This is a genomic window from Delftia sp. WSY_7 (assembly GCF_043104845.1).
Classification (GTDB): Bacteria; Pseudomonadota; Gammaproteobacteria; order Burkholderiales; family Burkholderiaceae_C; genus Comamonas; species Comamonas tsuruhatensis.
Genome location: NZ_JBICLB010000005.1, coordinates 668,190 through 681,171, shown reverse-complemented (window position 1 = coordinate 681,171; position 12,982 = coordinate 668,190). Strand labels below are relative to the sequence as shown.

The 12,982-nt window shown below is 68.0% G+C and carries 12 protein-coding genes; 7 read left to right on the top strand and 5 right to left on the bottom strand.

Going from position 1 to position 12,982, the window contains the following annotated elements:
- Positions 1–132 precede the first annotated feature (132 nt).
- A complete protein-coding gene (locus tag ACF8ME_RS04445) occupies positions 133–648 on the bottom strand; it encodes an Lrp/AsnC family transcriptional regulator (protein WP_016448445.1) in 516 nt (171 codons plus the stop codon).
- A gap of 137 nt (positions 649–785) precedes the next feature.
- Between ACF8ME_RS04445 and glmS the strand changes: the two genes are divergently transcribed.
- The 4 genes from glmS (at position 786) to ACF8ME_RS04425 (ending at position 4,505) form a co-directional block, all read left to right on the top strand.
- Positions 786–2,705 (top strand): glutamine--fructose-6-phosphate transaminase (isomerizing), encoded by a 1,920-nt coding sequence (gene glmS / locus ACF8ME_RS04440; RefSeq protein WP_016448444.1) that lies wholly within the window; start codon positions 786–788, stop codon positions 2,703–2,705.
- 253 nt (positions 2,706–2,958) lie between these two features.
- The gene (locus tag ACF8ME_RS04435) at positions 2,959–3,114 is read left to right on the top strand and encodes a hypothetical protein (RefSeq protein WP_164474684.1); all 156 of its coding nucleotides are present in this window, start codon (positions 2,959–2,961) and stop codon (positions 3,112–3,114) included.
- A 39-nt stretch (positions 3,115–3,153) separates the two neighbouring features.
- Complete coding sequence (locus ACF8ME_RS04430) at positions 3,154–3,309, top strand: hypothetical protein (RefSeq protein ID WP_016448436.1); 156 nt, start codon at positions 3,154–3,156, stop codon at positions 3,307–3,309.
- Between the two features lie 149 nt (positions 3,310–3,458).
- A complete protein-coding gene (locus ACF8ME_RS04425) occupies positions 3,459–4,505 on the top strand; it encodes a hypothetical protein (RefSeq protein WP_392415417.1) in 1,047 nt (348 codons plus the stop codon).
- A 113-nt stretch (positions 4,506–4,618) separates the two neighbouring features.
- Here the strand turns inward: ACF8ME_RS04425 and ACF8ME_RS04420 are convergent, their stop codons facing one another.
- The 4 genes from ACF8ME_RS04420 to ACF8ME_RS04405 form a co-directional block, all read right to left on the bottom strand.
- On the bottom strand, positions 4,619–7,156 hold the full coding sequence (locus tag ACF8ME_RS04420) for a TonB-dependent siderophore receptor (RefSeq protein ID WP_392415415.1): 2,538 nt from the start codon (positions 7,154–7,156) through the stop codon (positions 4,619–4,621).
- A 96-nt stretch (positions 7,157–7,252) separates the two neighbouring features.
- Positions 7,253–8,206, bottom strand: a complete 954-nt coding sequence (locus ACF8ME_RS04415; protein ID WP_392415413.1) for a FecR domain-containing protein — start codon at positions 8,204–8,206, stop codon at positions 7,253–7,255.
- Positions 8,207–8,208: 2 nt separating this feature from the next.
- On the bottom strand, positions 8,209–8,688 hold the full coding sequence (locus tag ACF8ME_RS04410) for a sigma-70 family RNA polymerase sigma factor (RefSeq protein ID WP_189354164.1): 480 nt from the start codon (positions 8,686–8,688) through the stop codon (positions 8,209–8,211).
- A gap of 147 nt (positions 8,689–8,835) precedes the next feature.
- Positions 8,836–9,474, bottom strand: coding sequence for a TetR/AcrR family transcriptional regulator (locus tag ACF8ME_RS04405; RefSeq protein ID WP_017407121.1), 639 nt, complete (start codon positions 9,472–9,474; stop codon positions 8,836–8,838).
- Between the two features lie 140 nt (positions 9,475–9,614).
- On the opposite strand from ACF8ME_RS04405, the gene ACF8ME_RS04400 reads away from it, so the two are divergent.
- From ACF8ME_RS04400 to ACF8ME_RS04390, 3 genes are read left to right on the top strand one after another with little or no spacing between them, the layout of a single operon-like run.
- Positions 9,615–10,961, top strand: coding sequence for an NAD(P)/FAD-dependent oxidoreductase (locus ACF8ME_RS04400; protein ID WP_392415411.1), 1,347 nt, complete (start codon positions 9,615–9,617; stop codon positions 10,959–10,961).
- Entirely contained in the window at positions 10,958–11,710 is a 753-nt protein-coding gene (locus ACF8ME_RS04395) for a DUF1365 domain-containing protein (protein ID WP_047327901.1), read from the top strand. Before ACF8ME_RS04400 ends, ACF8ME_RS04395 begins: the two co-directional genes overlap by 4 nt.
- A complete protein-coding gene (locus tag ACF8ME_RS04390) occupies positions 11,707–12,975 on the top strand; it encodes a cyclopropane-fatty-acyl-phospholipid synthase family protein (RefSeq protein ID WP_016448428.1) in 1,269 nt (422 codons plus the stop codon). Before ACF8ME_RS04395 ends, ACF8ME_RS04390 begins: the two co-directional genes overlap by 4 nt.
- The last annotated feature ends 7 nt before the right edge of the window (positions 12,976–12,982 follow it).

The window sequence follows — 12,982 nt, the reverse complement described above, 5'->3', positions numbered from 1 at the left end:
GCAACGCCTTAAAGTCCAACGTTGCCCAAAGTTGGCGTTCGGGACACATTGCAGGCTTGCTGTCCTACGCAGTCCCGCCGCCGCGCAGTTTCCTGATGCGCACAATTACTCGCAAAATCAAGCGTCCTGGCCTCATTGGGCGCCTGTTCCGGGATTTGCCGGCGGCAGCGGCATGGCGGTGGAGAACTTGGCGCGCCTGACGCTGAAAAAACTCTTGACATTGCGCACGTTGGCGTCGCCCGTGAATAGCGCCCGGCTCAACTCCAGGTAGGCCGGCATGTCGGGCGCGGCCACCACGAGGATGAAATCAGGCCCCGCCGATACGCGCCAGCACTGCTGCACGGCGTCCAGCGCCACGGCGCGGCGCTCGAATCCGTCCAGCGCGTCACTGTCCTGGCGGTCCAGCGAGACCTCCACAATGGCCTGCAGCCCATGACCCAGGGCGGCGGCCAGGCGTTCGGGCTGCAGGATGGCCACCTGCCGCTCGATCAGCCCGGACTCCTGCAGCCGCCGCACGCGGCGCAGGCAGGTGGGCGGCGACAGCTGCAGCAGCGCGGCCAGTGCCTGGTTGCTGCGGCTGCAGTCTTCTTGCAGCAGCTGCAGCAGCTGCAGGTCGGTAGCGTCCAATTGAATGGAATTTTGGTTCATTTTATTATTTATATTGAAATAATATTTCTTGAATGCCTGATGATGAAATATTAGTTCAATAGATAAGGAAATCTGGAGAGAAATTTCTTTTCAACCTGCGTAGCATCCGTCGTCATCTCGAAACAAGGAGCTTGTCCATGTGTGGCATCGTCGCAGCGGTTTCCTTCCGCGATATCGTCCCCGTTCTCGTCCAGGGCCTGCAGCGCCTGGAATATCGCGGCTATGACTCCTGCGGCGTGGCCGTGCAGGCGCTGGACGCACAGGGCGTGCACAGCCTGGGCCTGCGGCGCGCCCGCTCCACGGCGCGCGTGGCCGAACTCATGGACCAGGTGCAACAGGACAAGGTCATCGGCCACACCGGCATTGCCCACACGCGCTGGGCCACGCATGGCGAGCCGGCGGTGCGCAACGCCCATCCGCATTTCAGCCACGGCCCTGGCGTCTCGCCCGTGGCCGACACCGACCAGCCGGCCCGCGTGGCCCTGGTGCACAACGGCATCATCGAAAACTACGAAGCCCTGCGCGCCGAGCTGCAGTCCAAGGGCTATGTCTTCGCCAGCCAGACGGACACCGAGGTCATCGCCCACCTGGTGGACAGCCTCTACGGCGGCGACCTGTTCGAGGCCGTGCAGGCCGCCACGCAGCGCCTGCATGGCGCCTTTGCCATCGCCGTCATGCACAAGGACGAACCGCAGCGCGTGGTGGGCTCGCGCGCTGGCTCGCCGCTGATCCTGGGCGTCGGCCAGGACGGTGCCGAACACTTCCTGGCCAGCGACGCCATGGCCCTGGCCGGCGTGACCGACCAGATCGTCTACCTGGAAGAGGGCGACATCGTGGACCTGCAGCCCGGCCGCTACTGGCTGGTGGGCAAGGGCGGCGAGCGGCTGGCGCCCGAGCAGCGCCCCGTGCGCACCGTGCACGCCCACAGCGGCGCGGCCGAGCTGGGTCCCTACCGCCACTACATGCAAAAGGAAATCTTCGAGCAGCCGCGCGCCATTGCCGACACGCTGGAAGGCGTGCAGGCCATCGTGCCCGAGCTGTTCGACGGCGTGGCCTCGGACGGCAAGGCCGGCACTTCGGCCTGGCGCGTGTTCAAGGAGATCGACCGCGTGCTCATCCTGGCCTGCGGCACCAGCTACTACAGCGGCTGCACTGCCAAGTACTGGATCGAGTCGCTGGCCGGCCTGCCCTGCAGCGTGGAAGTGGCCAGCGAATACCGCTACCGCACCAGCGTTCCCCATCCCAAGACCCTGGTCGTCACCATCAGCCAGTCGGGCGAGACCGCCGACACCCTGGCCGCGCTGCGCCATGCCCAGAACCTGGGCATGAAGCACACGCTGACCGTCTGCAACGTGGCCACCAGCGCCATGGTGCGCGAATGCGAGCTGGCCTACATCACGCGCGCCGGCGTGGAGATCGGCGTGGCCTCCACCAAGGCCTTCACCACCCAGCTGGCAGGCCTGTTCCTGCTGACCCTGGCCCTGGCCCAGTCGCAAGGGCGGCTGAGCGAGGAAAAGGAGCAGCAATACCTGGCCGCCATGCGCCACCTGCCCGTGGCCCTGCAATCCGTGCTGGCGCTGGAGCCCCAGGTCATCAGCTGGTCCGAGGACTTCGCCAAGCGCGAGAACGCGCTCTTCCTGGGCCGTGGCATCCACTACCCGATTGCGCTGGAAGGCGCGCTCAAGCTCAAGGAAATCAGCTACATCCACGCCGAGGCCTATCCGGCTGGCGAGCTCAAGCACGGCCCGCTGGCCCTGGTGGACAGCGCCATGCCCGTGGTCACGGTGGCGCCCAACGACGAGCTGCTGGAAAAGCTCAAGAGCAACATGCAGGAAGTGCGTGCGCGCGGCGGCGTGCTCTATGTGCTGGCCGATGCCAAGACCAACATCGAAAGCAGCGAAGGCATGCACGTCATCCGCATGCCCGAGAACTACGGCGCGCTCAGCCCCATCCTGCACGTGGTCCCGCTGCAGCTGCTGGCCTACCACACGGCCTGCGCACGCGGCACCGATGTGGACAAGCCGCGCAACCTGGCCAAGAGCGTGACGGTGGAGTGAGGCGGGGGCCGGGGTAGGGCGCAGGCCGTGGCCTGCCCTGGTGCTTCGTTGCCCCCTGTGCGAAATGTCCGTCGGACACCCGGCGGCTGGCCTACCTGCGGTGTCGCAACATGGGGCTGCGCACGCTCTGGCCGGTCCTACGGCTGAGCCGGATGTCCGGGCCCACACTGGTTACCAGCGCAGTGCATATCTGCGCTGCAGTCGGGCGCTTCGTTTGACGCGCCTCTTTGACCACCATGTGAAGGAGATACCCATGGCTCAGCAAAACGACCAGCAACAGCAGCAAAACAACCCGCAGCAGCAGAACCCGAACCAGCAAAACCCGGGACAGCAGCAGCAGGACAACCCCCAGCACAAGCAGCCTGGCCAGAACCAGCCAGGCCAGCAGCAGCCCAATCAGCCCCGCTGACAGGCTGGGCGGCGTTCCGTTTGACGTGAGGATGGAACCATGAAACAGCTTCTTCCCACGAGAGGCCCGCAGCATCCGGCCTATGTTCCCATGCAGATGGGGCAACCCATCACGGACAGGAACTACAGCCAGATGCAGTGCAAGGCGAACGTCCGCCAACAAGGGCAGCCTTTGCGCCAGCCACAGCAACGCTGATTGATCGCAGCCAGCGCTGGTGCAGCGCTCCCTGGAACCGGCCGCCTTCGGGCGGCTTTTCCGTGTCGAGGGCCTGCCCTGGCCGGGGCCGCCGGAGATCTCCCCGCACAATGACGCCTTTCCAGCATCAACCTCCAAGGATTTCAACGATGACACTGCAGCGCCCCTGCCTCGTTTTGCCGACCCTGGTGCTCGCCCTGGGATTGTCGGGGTGTGCCGCGCCGCCTTCCAGCGGGCAGCTCGAGAAGGAGGAAGCGGAGCAGGCGAAGACGCTGTGGGTGATCAGCGAGGCCTTGAAGGCCAACATGGCCGTGTTGCTGGTGGCTGACCTGACGCCGCACAAGTCGCTGGCCGACGCCGACGGCATGTCCAAATGGACCTCGAACGTGCTGTGGACCCACCAGGACAGGCCGGAGATCGTGTTCGGCCGCAAGTTCCAGAACAACGCGCTGCAGCGCGATCCCAAGACCACCTACCTCTTCAAGGCCTTCGAGGTCCATGTCCTGCCCCCCGGCAAGTACCTGCTGACGGGCGGCGATGACTACTGGCTCAATGCCCGGCTCGACCAGCTGGGGGCCAAGGCGGGCGCTGCGGGCGCAGGCCGCGGCGCCAGCGGCACGGTGTCCCTGGCGCCCGAGACCTACCGCGAGTTCTATACCGAGATGAACTGGAAGGAGGCCACCACGCACACGCAGACCCGCACCGAGAAGTACTGCACCACGGTGCACCGTGCCTCGGGCCATTGCGTGGCCTGGGGCGAGCGGCAGGTCACGGACAGTACGCCGGGCATGGGTGCGGGCTACTACCAGGACACGGACTCGCGCGACATCCCCGCGCTCAAGGTCCAGGTGCGCGTGCCGCCCCGGCAGGCCCTGGCCAGTTTCACGCTGGAAGGCGGGCAGCTGGTGCTGAGCCAGCGCTCGTATCTGAAGACGCCCAGCTACCAGTTCCGCCAGGCGGGCTGCCGCAAGGTGGCGGCCGAGAAGGTCGAATGCCCGCTGGAGGACTTCACCGTCCACACGCTGCCGGTGCCCATGGAATTCACGCGCACCTATCTGGCCTCCCGCGCCAACCTGACCCCTGACCAGGAAAAACTCATGGCGCGGCTGGCGCCCATGCAGGTCACCACGCTGGGCCGCCAGGGCGCCGCCGATCCGATCTGGGGCACGCCGATCTCGCTGCGCAAGGGGCCTTGAGGTCCGGGCGCAGCCGATGGCCGATGGTCGTTGATCGGCTGCGTCGGGTGGCTGCCCTTTCCGTGCCCGGCCGGTTGTTGGCGGGCTGCGGCGACCGGTGCCTGCCTATGGGGTCACCAGGTGTGCGCGTAGCTGATCTTCAGCACCGTGCCGGCCGCTGGCAGGCGGCTGGTGTTGTTGTTGCTGCGCAGCAGCTGGCTGTAGAGCGGGAAGTACTGGCGGTTGAACAGGTTTTCCACGCCCAGGGACACACGGTTCTTGGGGTCGATCTTCCACTGGCTGATCAGGTCCACCGTGGTGTAGCCCCGTGTGTCATAGCGGCCGAAGCCGGTCTTGCCGCCCAGGCGGTAGTCCTTGGAGGCATAGGCGGTGGCCTGGAGGCGGTGGCTCCAGCGCGTGTCGGGCCGGTACTCCACATAGGCCGTGAGCTTGAGCGGAGGGATGCGAAAGCCCGTCATGTCCTGGTAGCCGCTGGCGGCCTGGGGCAGCTCGCGGCCCTTCATCCAGGTGAAGCTGCCGCCCACGCTCCAGTGGTCGTCGTCGCTGAAGTAGTCCAGGCCGCCTTCGATGCCATGGATCTTCTCGCGGGTGCGCAGCAGGGTCAGGCCATTGTTGAAGCTCTGCACGGCGCCCAGGTTGGAGCGCGACTGGAAGACGCTGAGGTTGGCCATCACGTTGGAGAACTTGCCGCGCCAGCCCATTTCATAGGTGTTGGTCTTGACCGCCTGCAGGTTGGAGTTGCCCAGGTTGAAGGCCGGCGTGGCATTGCGCACCACCACGCCGATGTCCGGCAGCTCGAAGCCCTGGCTGTACGAGGCATAGAGCTCCTGGCCGGGGACCGGCGTGAAGACCGTGCCCAGGTTGTAGGTCCAGGCGTTGTACCTGACGGTGCCGCCGTTCACGGACTGGGGGCTGGGGGCGCGTGACTGCGACAGCGGCGTGAAGTCATTGAAGCTGGCCTGGGCGCGGTCGTAGCGCAGGCCGCCTTCCGCCGACCATTGCGCATTGAACCGGTGCTGCAGCTGGGCGAAGGCGCCGATGCTGCGCGTGGTGACGGGCGGCATGTAGATCAGCTGGCCCGTCTTGTGGAAGACCAGGCCGCCGCTGGCGTCATAGGCCCGTGGATCGAAGATGTCGATGGGCATGTCGGTGCGCTCCTGGTTGAAGTCCGCACCCCAGATCAGCAGGCTCTTCTTGCCGGCGCCCAGCGGCGTCTTCAGGGTCAGGCGCCCGCCAAAGACCTCGGAGTTCTGCATGGACTGGTCGACATTGGCGCCCCGCACCGGCACGGCGCGTGCGTCGAAGGGCGCAAACCGCGTGAAGAAGTCCCGGTAGTAGAGCTGGGCGGCCAGCGTGCTGCCTGCGATGTCCCGGTTCTCGTAGTCCAGGCCCAGCATGGTGTTCTTGATCTGGTTCTGGTCGGCCAGCACCAGGCCCTTGATGGGGCGGGCCGCCGCCGTTCCGGCCGGCAGCCGCGCCACCGACGGGTCGGAGGCGTAGTCCGTGTCCTGGGCCGCGTTGTAGTGGCTGGCGGTCAATTGCAGGCGCTGGTCGGCATCGAGCTTGAAGCCGATCTTGGCCGAGGCGTTGTAGATGTTGGAGTCGAACAGGTCGCCCTGGCTGGGCTCGGGCGCAATGCGGTTGCCCCTGGCGTCGAAGGCGCCGCCCATGTGCCTGGCGCCCAGGCTCACCGAATAGTCGACCACCTCGCCACCGCCGGACAGGTAGTGCTGCACCTCGCCGCCCAGTCCTGCGCCGCGCAGGCGCGACAGCGGGGTCGAGCCGGTGACGATGGTCTCGGCCCGCGTCTCGCCCGAGGGCCGCTTGGTGCGGATGGAGACAATGCCGCCCGCCGCACCGCTGCCGTAGATGGCGCTGCTGCCGCGCAGCACCTCGATCTGCTCGATGTCGGCCGGGTTGATGTTGGCCAGGTTCCTGGACGAGTCGCGGTTGGTGTTCAGCGGAACGCCGTCCACCAGCACCAGCATGTTGCGGCCGCGCAGCGTCTGGCCGTAGTCGGTGATGGTGTGGCTGGAGTCCGCCATGCCGGGGACCACCTTGCTGAGCATGGTGGCCAGGCTGTCCGAGCCCTGGCGCAGCTGCTCCACCTCCTGGCCTTCCAGAATCGTGACCTGCCGCGAGGGCGCGACCAGGTTGTTCTGCGTGCGCGCGGTCACCGTGATGGCGGCAAGCTCCGTGGCCTGTGCTGCGGCTTGGGCAGCGGACGGGGCTGCGGCCGGCGCTGCGGGCACGGCCGCTGCAGCGGACGGCGCCTGGCGTGCCGCCGCAGGCAGCTTCTCCAGCGCGTAGTTGCCCGCACCCGCGCGGCGCGCTGTCCAGCCTGACGTGTTCAGCAGCTGCGCAAAGCCGTCCTCCACGGAGAACGTGCCGGACAGGCCGCGTGTCTCCATGCCGACGAGCTGCTGCAGGTCCATGCCCAGGTTCACGCCTGCCTGCGCGGCAAAGGCCATCAGCGCCGGGCCCAGCGGACCCGGCTGGATCTGGTAGCTCCTGGCAGCGGCGCTGGCGGCCGGCTCGGCCGCCTGGACTGGCAGCGCGTGCAGCAGCAGCGAGGTGCTGACGGCCAGGGCCGCCAAGGCGGTGGCGCGCAGGCTGGCGCGTGGTCCGGCGGTGGAAGAAGGGGAGTGCATGGTGTTCTGTCCTCTGGGCTGTCGATGAAAGTGGTCTTCGCAAGCCTTGACAGGCGAGAGCGAAAAACCGGACAGCCACGGCAGAAAAAAATCGAATCAGCGCCGCGCCACCGTCACCCAGTACCGGCTGCGCTCGTGCACGCGCACCGGCAGGGTCTGGGCCAGCAGGGCCAGGATGCGGTCGGTGTCATGCAGCTGGTAGGTGCCGGAGACGCGCAGGTCGGCGACATCGTCGTCGCACCGCACAAGGCCCTCGCGGTAGCGCGACAGCTCGGCCAGGAAGTCCTGCAGGCGCAGGTTCTCGGCATAGAGCACGCCCAGCGTCCAGGCCGAGTCCCGCGGCGCCACCGGGCGGGAGGCGCTGGCGCCTTGTCCATCGAATTGCAGTTGCTCGCCCGCATGCACCACCACGGCCGTGGCCGAGGCTGCCGGCGTGACGCGCACCGCGCCCTCCAGCACGGCCAGCGCCGTGCCGTGCTCCAGCTTGCGCACGATGAAGCGCGTGCCCAGGGCCTGCATCTGGCCGTCGTCTGTCTGCACCATGAAAGGCTGGGAGGCGTAGGGCGCCGCATGCGCGGTCTCGACCAGCATTTCCCCGGCATGCTGGCGGATGCGCCGCTCCGTGCCATCCATGCGCACGCTGATGGCCGAGGCCGTGTTCAGCTGCACGCGGCTGCCGTCGGCCAGCGTGACCGCGCGGCGCTCGCCCCTGGCCGTGCGGTAGTCGGCCGTCCAGTCCTGCCAGGGCAGATGGCGCCAGGCCAGCCAGCCCAGCGCAGGCGTGGCCAGGGCCAGCACGGCCGAGCGCAGCAACTGGCGCCGTGCCGCCGAGGGGCGCGCGCGGTTGAGCGTGGCCATGCCGACGGCGGAGGGCACGGTGTTGAAGCGGCCCTTGAGCTGCTCGGCACACTGCCAGATCTGCTCATGCCGGCTGCTCTGGCTGCGCCAGCGCGCCAGTTCGGCCTGCTCGGCCGCGCTGAAGTCCGAGGCATGCCTGCGGGCCAGCCAGCGGGCGGCCTCGTCCAGGATGCGTGCGTCTGCGGCCTGCATGCTCAGTGCTCCAGCATCACCAGCAGGCATTGCCGAAAGCCCTGGGCCATGTAGCGCGTCACGGTGCGCACGCTCAGCTGCATCCGGTCGGCAATGTCCTCGTAGGACAGGCCTTCCAGCTGGGACATGAGAAAGGCCGTGCGCACCCTGGCGGGCAGGGCGTCCAGCAGCGCATCGAGCTCCTGCAGCGTCTCCAGCAGGATGGCCCGCGCCTCCACGGACGGCACGGTGGCCTGGGGCAGGAGGTGCAGCGACGCCAGGTAGGCCTGCTCCAGCGAGCGGCGTTCGAGGTGATTGACCAGCAGCCGCCTGGCCACTGTCGTCAGATAGGCCCGGGGCTCCCGGATGTCCTCGATGGCCTGCGTCCTGGCGCTGACCCAGATGCGCGTGAACGTGTCCTGGGCCAGGTCGGCCGCATCGCAGCGGTTGCCCAGCCTGCGTTGCAGCCACGCGACCAGCCAAGGGTTGTGCTGCGCGTACATGCTGCCCAGAGCCTGGCTGGCGCCACTGTCGGTGGATGGATGCACGTGCCGGGCCTTTCCTCTTGTGCGTCAAGAAACTGCCGGCATTTTATCCAGTTGATATGAATTCTCATTTGCATTGGGGTCGGTGCGATCCCGCGCACCGGATCAGCCCGCCGCCGCCAGCCCGTCGAAGGTCGTGCTGGTCACCCAGTCGATGATCTGCGCGTGCGTGTACTGGCCCGACTCCTTGAGCAGGGCCACCACCGGATCGCAGGCCCGCGCGAACAGCGTGTAGAGCACCAGTTCGGCCGGCAGCGTGGCCTGCATCTGGCCGCTGGTCTGGGCCTCGGTGATCCAGATGCTCAGGCGGTTGCTCAGCGCGATCAGCCGGTCCATGTAGTCGTCGTTGGATTGCAGCGAGGCGCTGAGGTTGGAGTTCTGCGCGGGCAGGGAGGGCATCTCGCCTTCCAGCTGGGTCTGCATGGCCCAGCGCGTCACGGCCTTGAGCTGGTCCAGCGGGCGCGTGGGCGTGCCGGCCTCGGCCGCCAGGCTGGCTTCGTCGCGCAGGCCGTCCACGAAGGCCAGGGCACGGTCCAGCACGCCCACCATGGCGGCCCCTGCCAGTTCTTCCTTGGAGGTGAACAGCTTGTACAGGCTGGCCTTGGCCATGCCGGCCTCGGCCGCCACCTCGTCCACCGTCATGGCGTCGTAGCCCTTGGTGGCCAGAAGCCGGTTGACGGCCGCCACGATGGCCTGCTCGCGCACGCGCTGTATCTGTTCTTTGATGGAGGAGCGGCTTGTCATAGCCATATTTTAGACCCGACAGGTCATATCCGATACCAAATAGTGCAAAGCGGATACGTTTGGTATATAGTTTGAACTCATCAGTTCACAGTTTGATCTTCATGGTCTGACTGATCGATTCAACCAGGAAGGACGCTCCCATGCATCGCATTGCAGTCATCGGGTCGGGGATTGCGGGGCTGGCCGCAGCACGGCGGCTGGCCGGCGCGCCGGGCGGGCATGGCGTGACCCTGCTGGAGGCAGGCAACCATTTCGGCGGCCATGCCAACACGGTCGATCTGGCGCTGGGCGGCGTGAGCCAGGGGGTGGACACGGGCTTTCTGGTGTTCAACCACCGCACCTATCCGCTGCTGACCCGTCTGTTCGAAGAGCTGCAGGTGCCCACGGCGAAGGCCGAGATGTCGTTTTCCGTGCAGGTGCCGCAGGCCGGCGGCCGGGCGGGCCTGGAGTGGAGCGGCAGTTCGCTGGGCGGTGTGTTCGCCCAGCGCAGCAATCTGCTGCGGCCCCGTTTCCTGAAGATGCTGGCCGAGATCCTGCGCTTCAACCGCCTGACCACGCGCATCGCCGAGGAAGGCGATGAAGCGCGGCTGCGCAGCTGCATCGAAGATTTCCTGGACGACCACGGTTTCGGGCCGGCCTTTCGCCAGGACTATCTGCTGCCCATGATGGGCTGCATCTGGTCCTGCCCCACCGACCAGATGCTGCGCTTTCCCGTGGCCACGCTGATCCGCTTTTGCCACAACCACGGCCTGATCCAGGTCACGGACCGGCCGCAGTGGCGCACCGTGCGCGGTGGTTCGCGCCAGTATGTGCGGCGCATGGTGGCCGCGCTGCAAAAGGACGGCCGCCACGAGGTCCGGCTGAACGCGCCCGTGCTGGGCCTGCGCCGCGCCGCGCACGGCGTGCTGCTGCAGATGGCGCACGGCACGGAGCGGTTCGACGCCGTGGTGCTGGCCTGCCACAGCGACCAGGCCCTGCGCCTGCTGGGCTCCGATGCCACGCCGCTCGAGCGCAGCGTGCTGGGCGCCATCCGCTACCAGCCCAACCAGGCCGTGCTGCACACCGATGCCGGCGTGCTGCCGCGCCGCCCGGCGGCCTGGGCCGCCTGGAACTACGAACGCGCCGCCGATCCCGGAAAAGACCGGGCCGGCGTCTGCCTGCACTACCTGCTCAACCGCCTGCAGCCCCTGCCGTGGCAGCAGCCCGTGATGGTGTCGCTGAACCCGGTGCGCCCCATCGATGACAGCCAGGTCCACGCGCGCATCGAGTACAGCCACCCGGTGTTCGACCTGGCCGCCATCGAGGCCCAGGGCCGGGTGGATGCCCTGCAAGGCCAGCGCAGGACCTGGTTCTGCGGCGCATGGTGCGGCTACGGCTTCCACGAGGACGGCCTGCGCTCGGGCCTGGTCGCGGCCGACGGCCTGCTGCATGCCCTGCCGACCTTGCCCGTCCTGCCCGCCAGCGCGGCCTTCGAGGGGGTCGCATGACGGCCCGGCCGCTCATCGGCTTCGGCCATGTCTGGCACCGCCGCCTGCGGCCGGTGGAGCATGCCTTCCGCTACCCGGGCTATTTCCTCATGCTGCCCATGCGCAGCCTGCGCACGCAGCCGGACGCCGCGCTCAGGCGCAACCGCCGTGGCTGGCTGAGTTTCCATGACGGCGACCACGGCGAGGGCGGCTGCGACGCACTGGCCTGGTTCGAGCAGCTGCTGCACAGCGAAGGCATTGGCGACGCCGATGGCGAAGTCTGGCTGCACACCTTTCCGCGCGTGCTGGGCTACGTGTTCAAGCCCGTGAGCTTTTGGTATGCGCACCGCGCCGACGGGTCGCTGGCCGCCGTGCTGGCCGAGGTCAACAACACCTTTGGCGAGCGCCATGCCTATCTGCTGGCGGGGCCGGACCTGGCCTGGGGCCGGGAGCAGGTGGCGCGCAAGCAATTCCATGTCTCGCCGTTCTGCGAGGTGCGCGGCGAGTACCGCTTCCGCTTCGAGCGCAGCGAAGACCGCACCCTGGCGCGCGTGGACCTGCATGACGAGGACGGCCCGCTGCTGCAGACCAGCGTGGGCGGCGTGCTGCAGGTGCTGGATGCCGCCGCCGTGCGCCGCGCCTTCTTCGGCACCCCTTTGATGACGCTGGGCGTGGTCGCCCGCATCCACTGGCACGCGCTGCGCCTTTGGGCCAAGCGCGTGCCTTTCCATGGCAAACCCTCCGCGCCCAAGCGCTTCGTCACAAGATGAACACTACCGCCGCCCCCCTGCTGAGCCCCACCGCCGCAGCGCCGCGCCGCACGCCTGCGCGGGCACGCCGTGTGCTGAACCTGCTCGAACGCCTGCCCCACGGGCAGCTGGACCTGGAGCAGCCCGATGGCCGCCTGCTGCACCTGCCCCGTCCGCCGTCGGGGGCTGCCGACGCGCATTGCGTGCTGCACGACTGGCGGGCGCTGGAGCGCACCCTGAAATCGGGCGACATCGGCCTGGCCGAAGGCTATATCGCCGGCGAATGGGACAGCCCCGACCTGGCCGCCCTGCTGCGCCTGTGCATGGCCAACCGCGACCATGTGCAAAGCCTGGTCTACGGCAGCTGGTGGGGCCGGCTGGGCTACCGCCTGCGCCACCTGCTGCAGCGCAATACGCGGGCCGGCAGCGCCAGGAACATCCATGCCCACTACGACCTGGGCAACGATTTCTACCGCCTGTGGCTGGACCCCGGCATGAGCTACAGCGCCGCCTGGTTCCAGGGGCGCACGGGTGAATCGCTGCGCCACGCCGACCTGCAGGACGCCCAGCAGGCCAAGCTCAGGCGCACGCTGGACGAGGTGCGGCTGCAGCCCGGCCAGCGCCTGCTGGAGATCGGCTGCGGCTGGGGCGGGCTGGCCGAGGCGGCGGCGCAGGAGTTCGGCGCCCGGGTCACGGGCGTGACGCTGTCGCGCGAGCAACTGGCCTGGGGACAGCAGCGCATGCGGCAGGCCGGCCTGGCCGACGCCGTGGAGCTGCGCTACCAGGACTACCGCGACCTGCCCGCGCGCCATGCGGGCGAGCCCTTCGACGCCATCGTCTCCATCGAGATGTTCGAGGCCGTGGGCCGAGAATACTGGCGCGGCTACTTCCAGACGCTGCGCGACTGCCTCAAGCCCGGGGGCCTGGCCTGCATACAGACCATCACGCTGCGCGAGGACCTGTTCGCGCGCTATCTGCGCTCCACCGACTTCATCCAGCAGTACATCTTCCCGGGCGGGCTGCTGCCCAGCATTCCTGCCTTCGAGCAGGAGGCACGGCGCGCCGGCCTGGTGGTGGAGCGCCGCATGGCCTTCGGCCGCGACTATGCGGAGACGCTGCGGCGCTGGCGCCAGGCCTTCGATCACCACCTCGACGCCGTGCGGGCCCAGGGCTTTGACGAACGCTTCGTGCGCATCTGGACCTTCTATCTCGCCTACTGCGAGGCGGCCTTCGACACCGGCAACACCGATGTCGTCCAGTTCACGCTGCGCAGGCCCCTGCCATGAAATCGCC

Coding starts and splice junctions, on each gene's coding strand:
- ACF8ME_RS04430 (WP_016448436.1), top strand. CDS start 3,154: ATGAAACAGCTTCTTCCCACGAGAGGCCCGCAGCATCCGGCCTATGTT.
- ACF8ME_RS04420 (WP_392415415.1), bottom strand. CDS start 7,156: ATGCACTCCCCTTCTTCCACCGCCGGACCACGCGCCAGCCTGCGCGCC.
- ACF8ME_RS04415 (WP_392415413.1), bottom strand. CDS start 8,206: ATGCAGGCCGCAGACGCACGCATCCTGGACGAGGCCGCCCGCTGGCTG.
- ACF8ME_RS04400 (WP_392415411.1), top strand. CDS start 9,615: ATGCATCGCATTGCAGTCATCGGGTCGGGGATTGCGGGGCTGGCCGCA.
- ACF8ME_RS04405 (WP_017407121.1), bottom strand. CDS start 9,474: ATGACAAGCCGCTCCTCCATCAAAGAACAGATACAGCGCGTGCGCGAG.
- ACF8ME_RS04395 (WP_047327901.1), top strand. CDS start 10,958: ATGACGGCCCGGCCGCTCATCGGCTTCGGCCATGTCTGGCACCGCCGC.
- glmS (WP_016448444.1), top strand. CDS start 786: ATGTGTGGCATCGTCGCAGCGGTTTCCTTCCGCGATATCGTCCCCGTT.
- ACF8ME_RS04390 (WP_016448428.1), top strand. CDS start 11,707: ATGAACACTACCGCCGCCCCCCTGCTGAGCCCCACCGCCGCAGCGCCG.
- ACF8ME_RS04410 (WP_189354164.1), bottom strand. CDS start 8,688: ATGTACGCGCAGCACAACCCTTGGCTGGTCGCGTGGCTGCAACGCAGG.
- ACF8ME_RS04445 (WP_016448445.1), bottom strand. CDS start 648: ATGAACCAAAATTCCATTCAATTGGACGCTACCGACCTGCAGCTGCTG.
- ACF8ME_RS04425 (WP_392415417.1), top strand. CDS start 3,459: ATGACACTGCAGCGCCCCTGCCTCGTTTTGCCGACCCTGGTGCTCGCC.
- ACF8ME_RS04435 (WP_164474684.1), top strand. CDS start 2,959: ATGGCTCAGCAAAACGACCAGCAACAGCAGCAAAACAACCCGCAGCAG.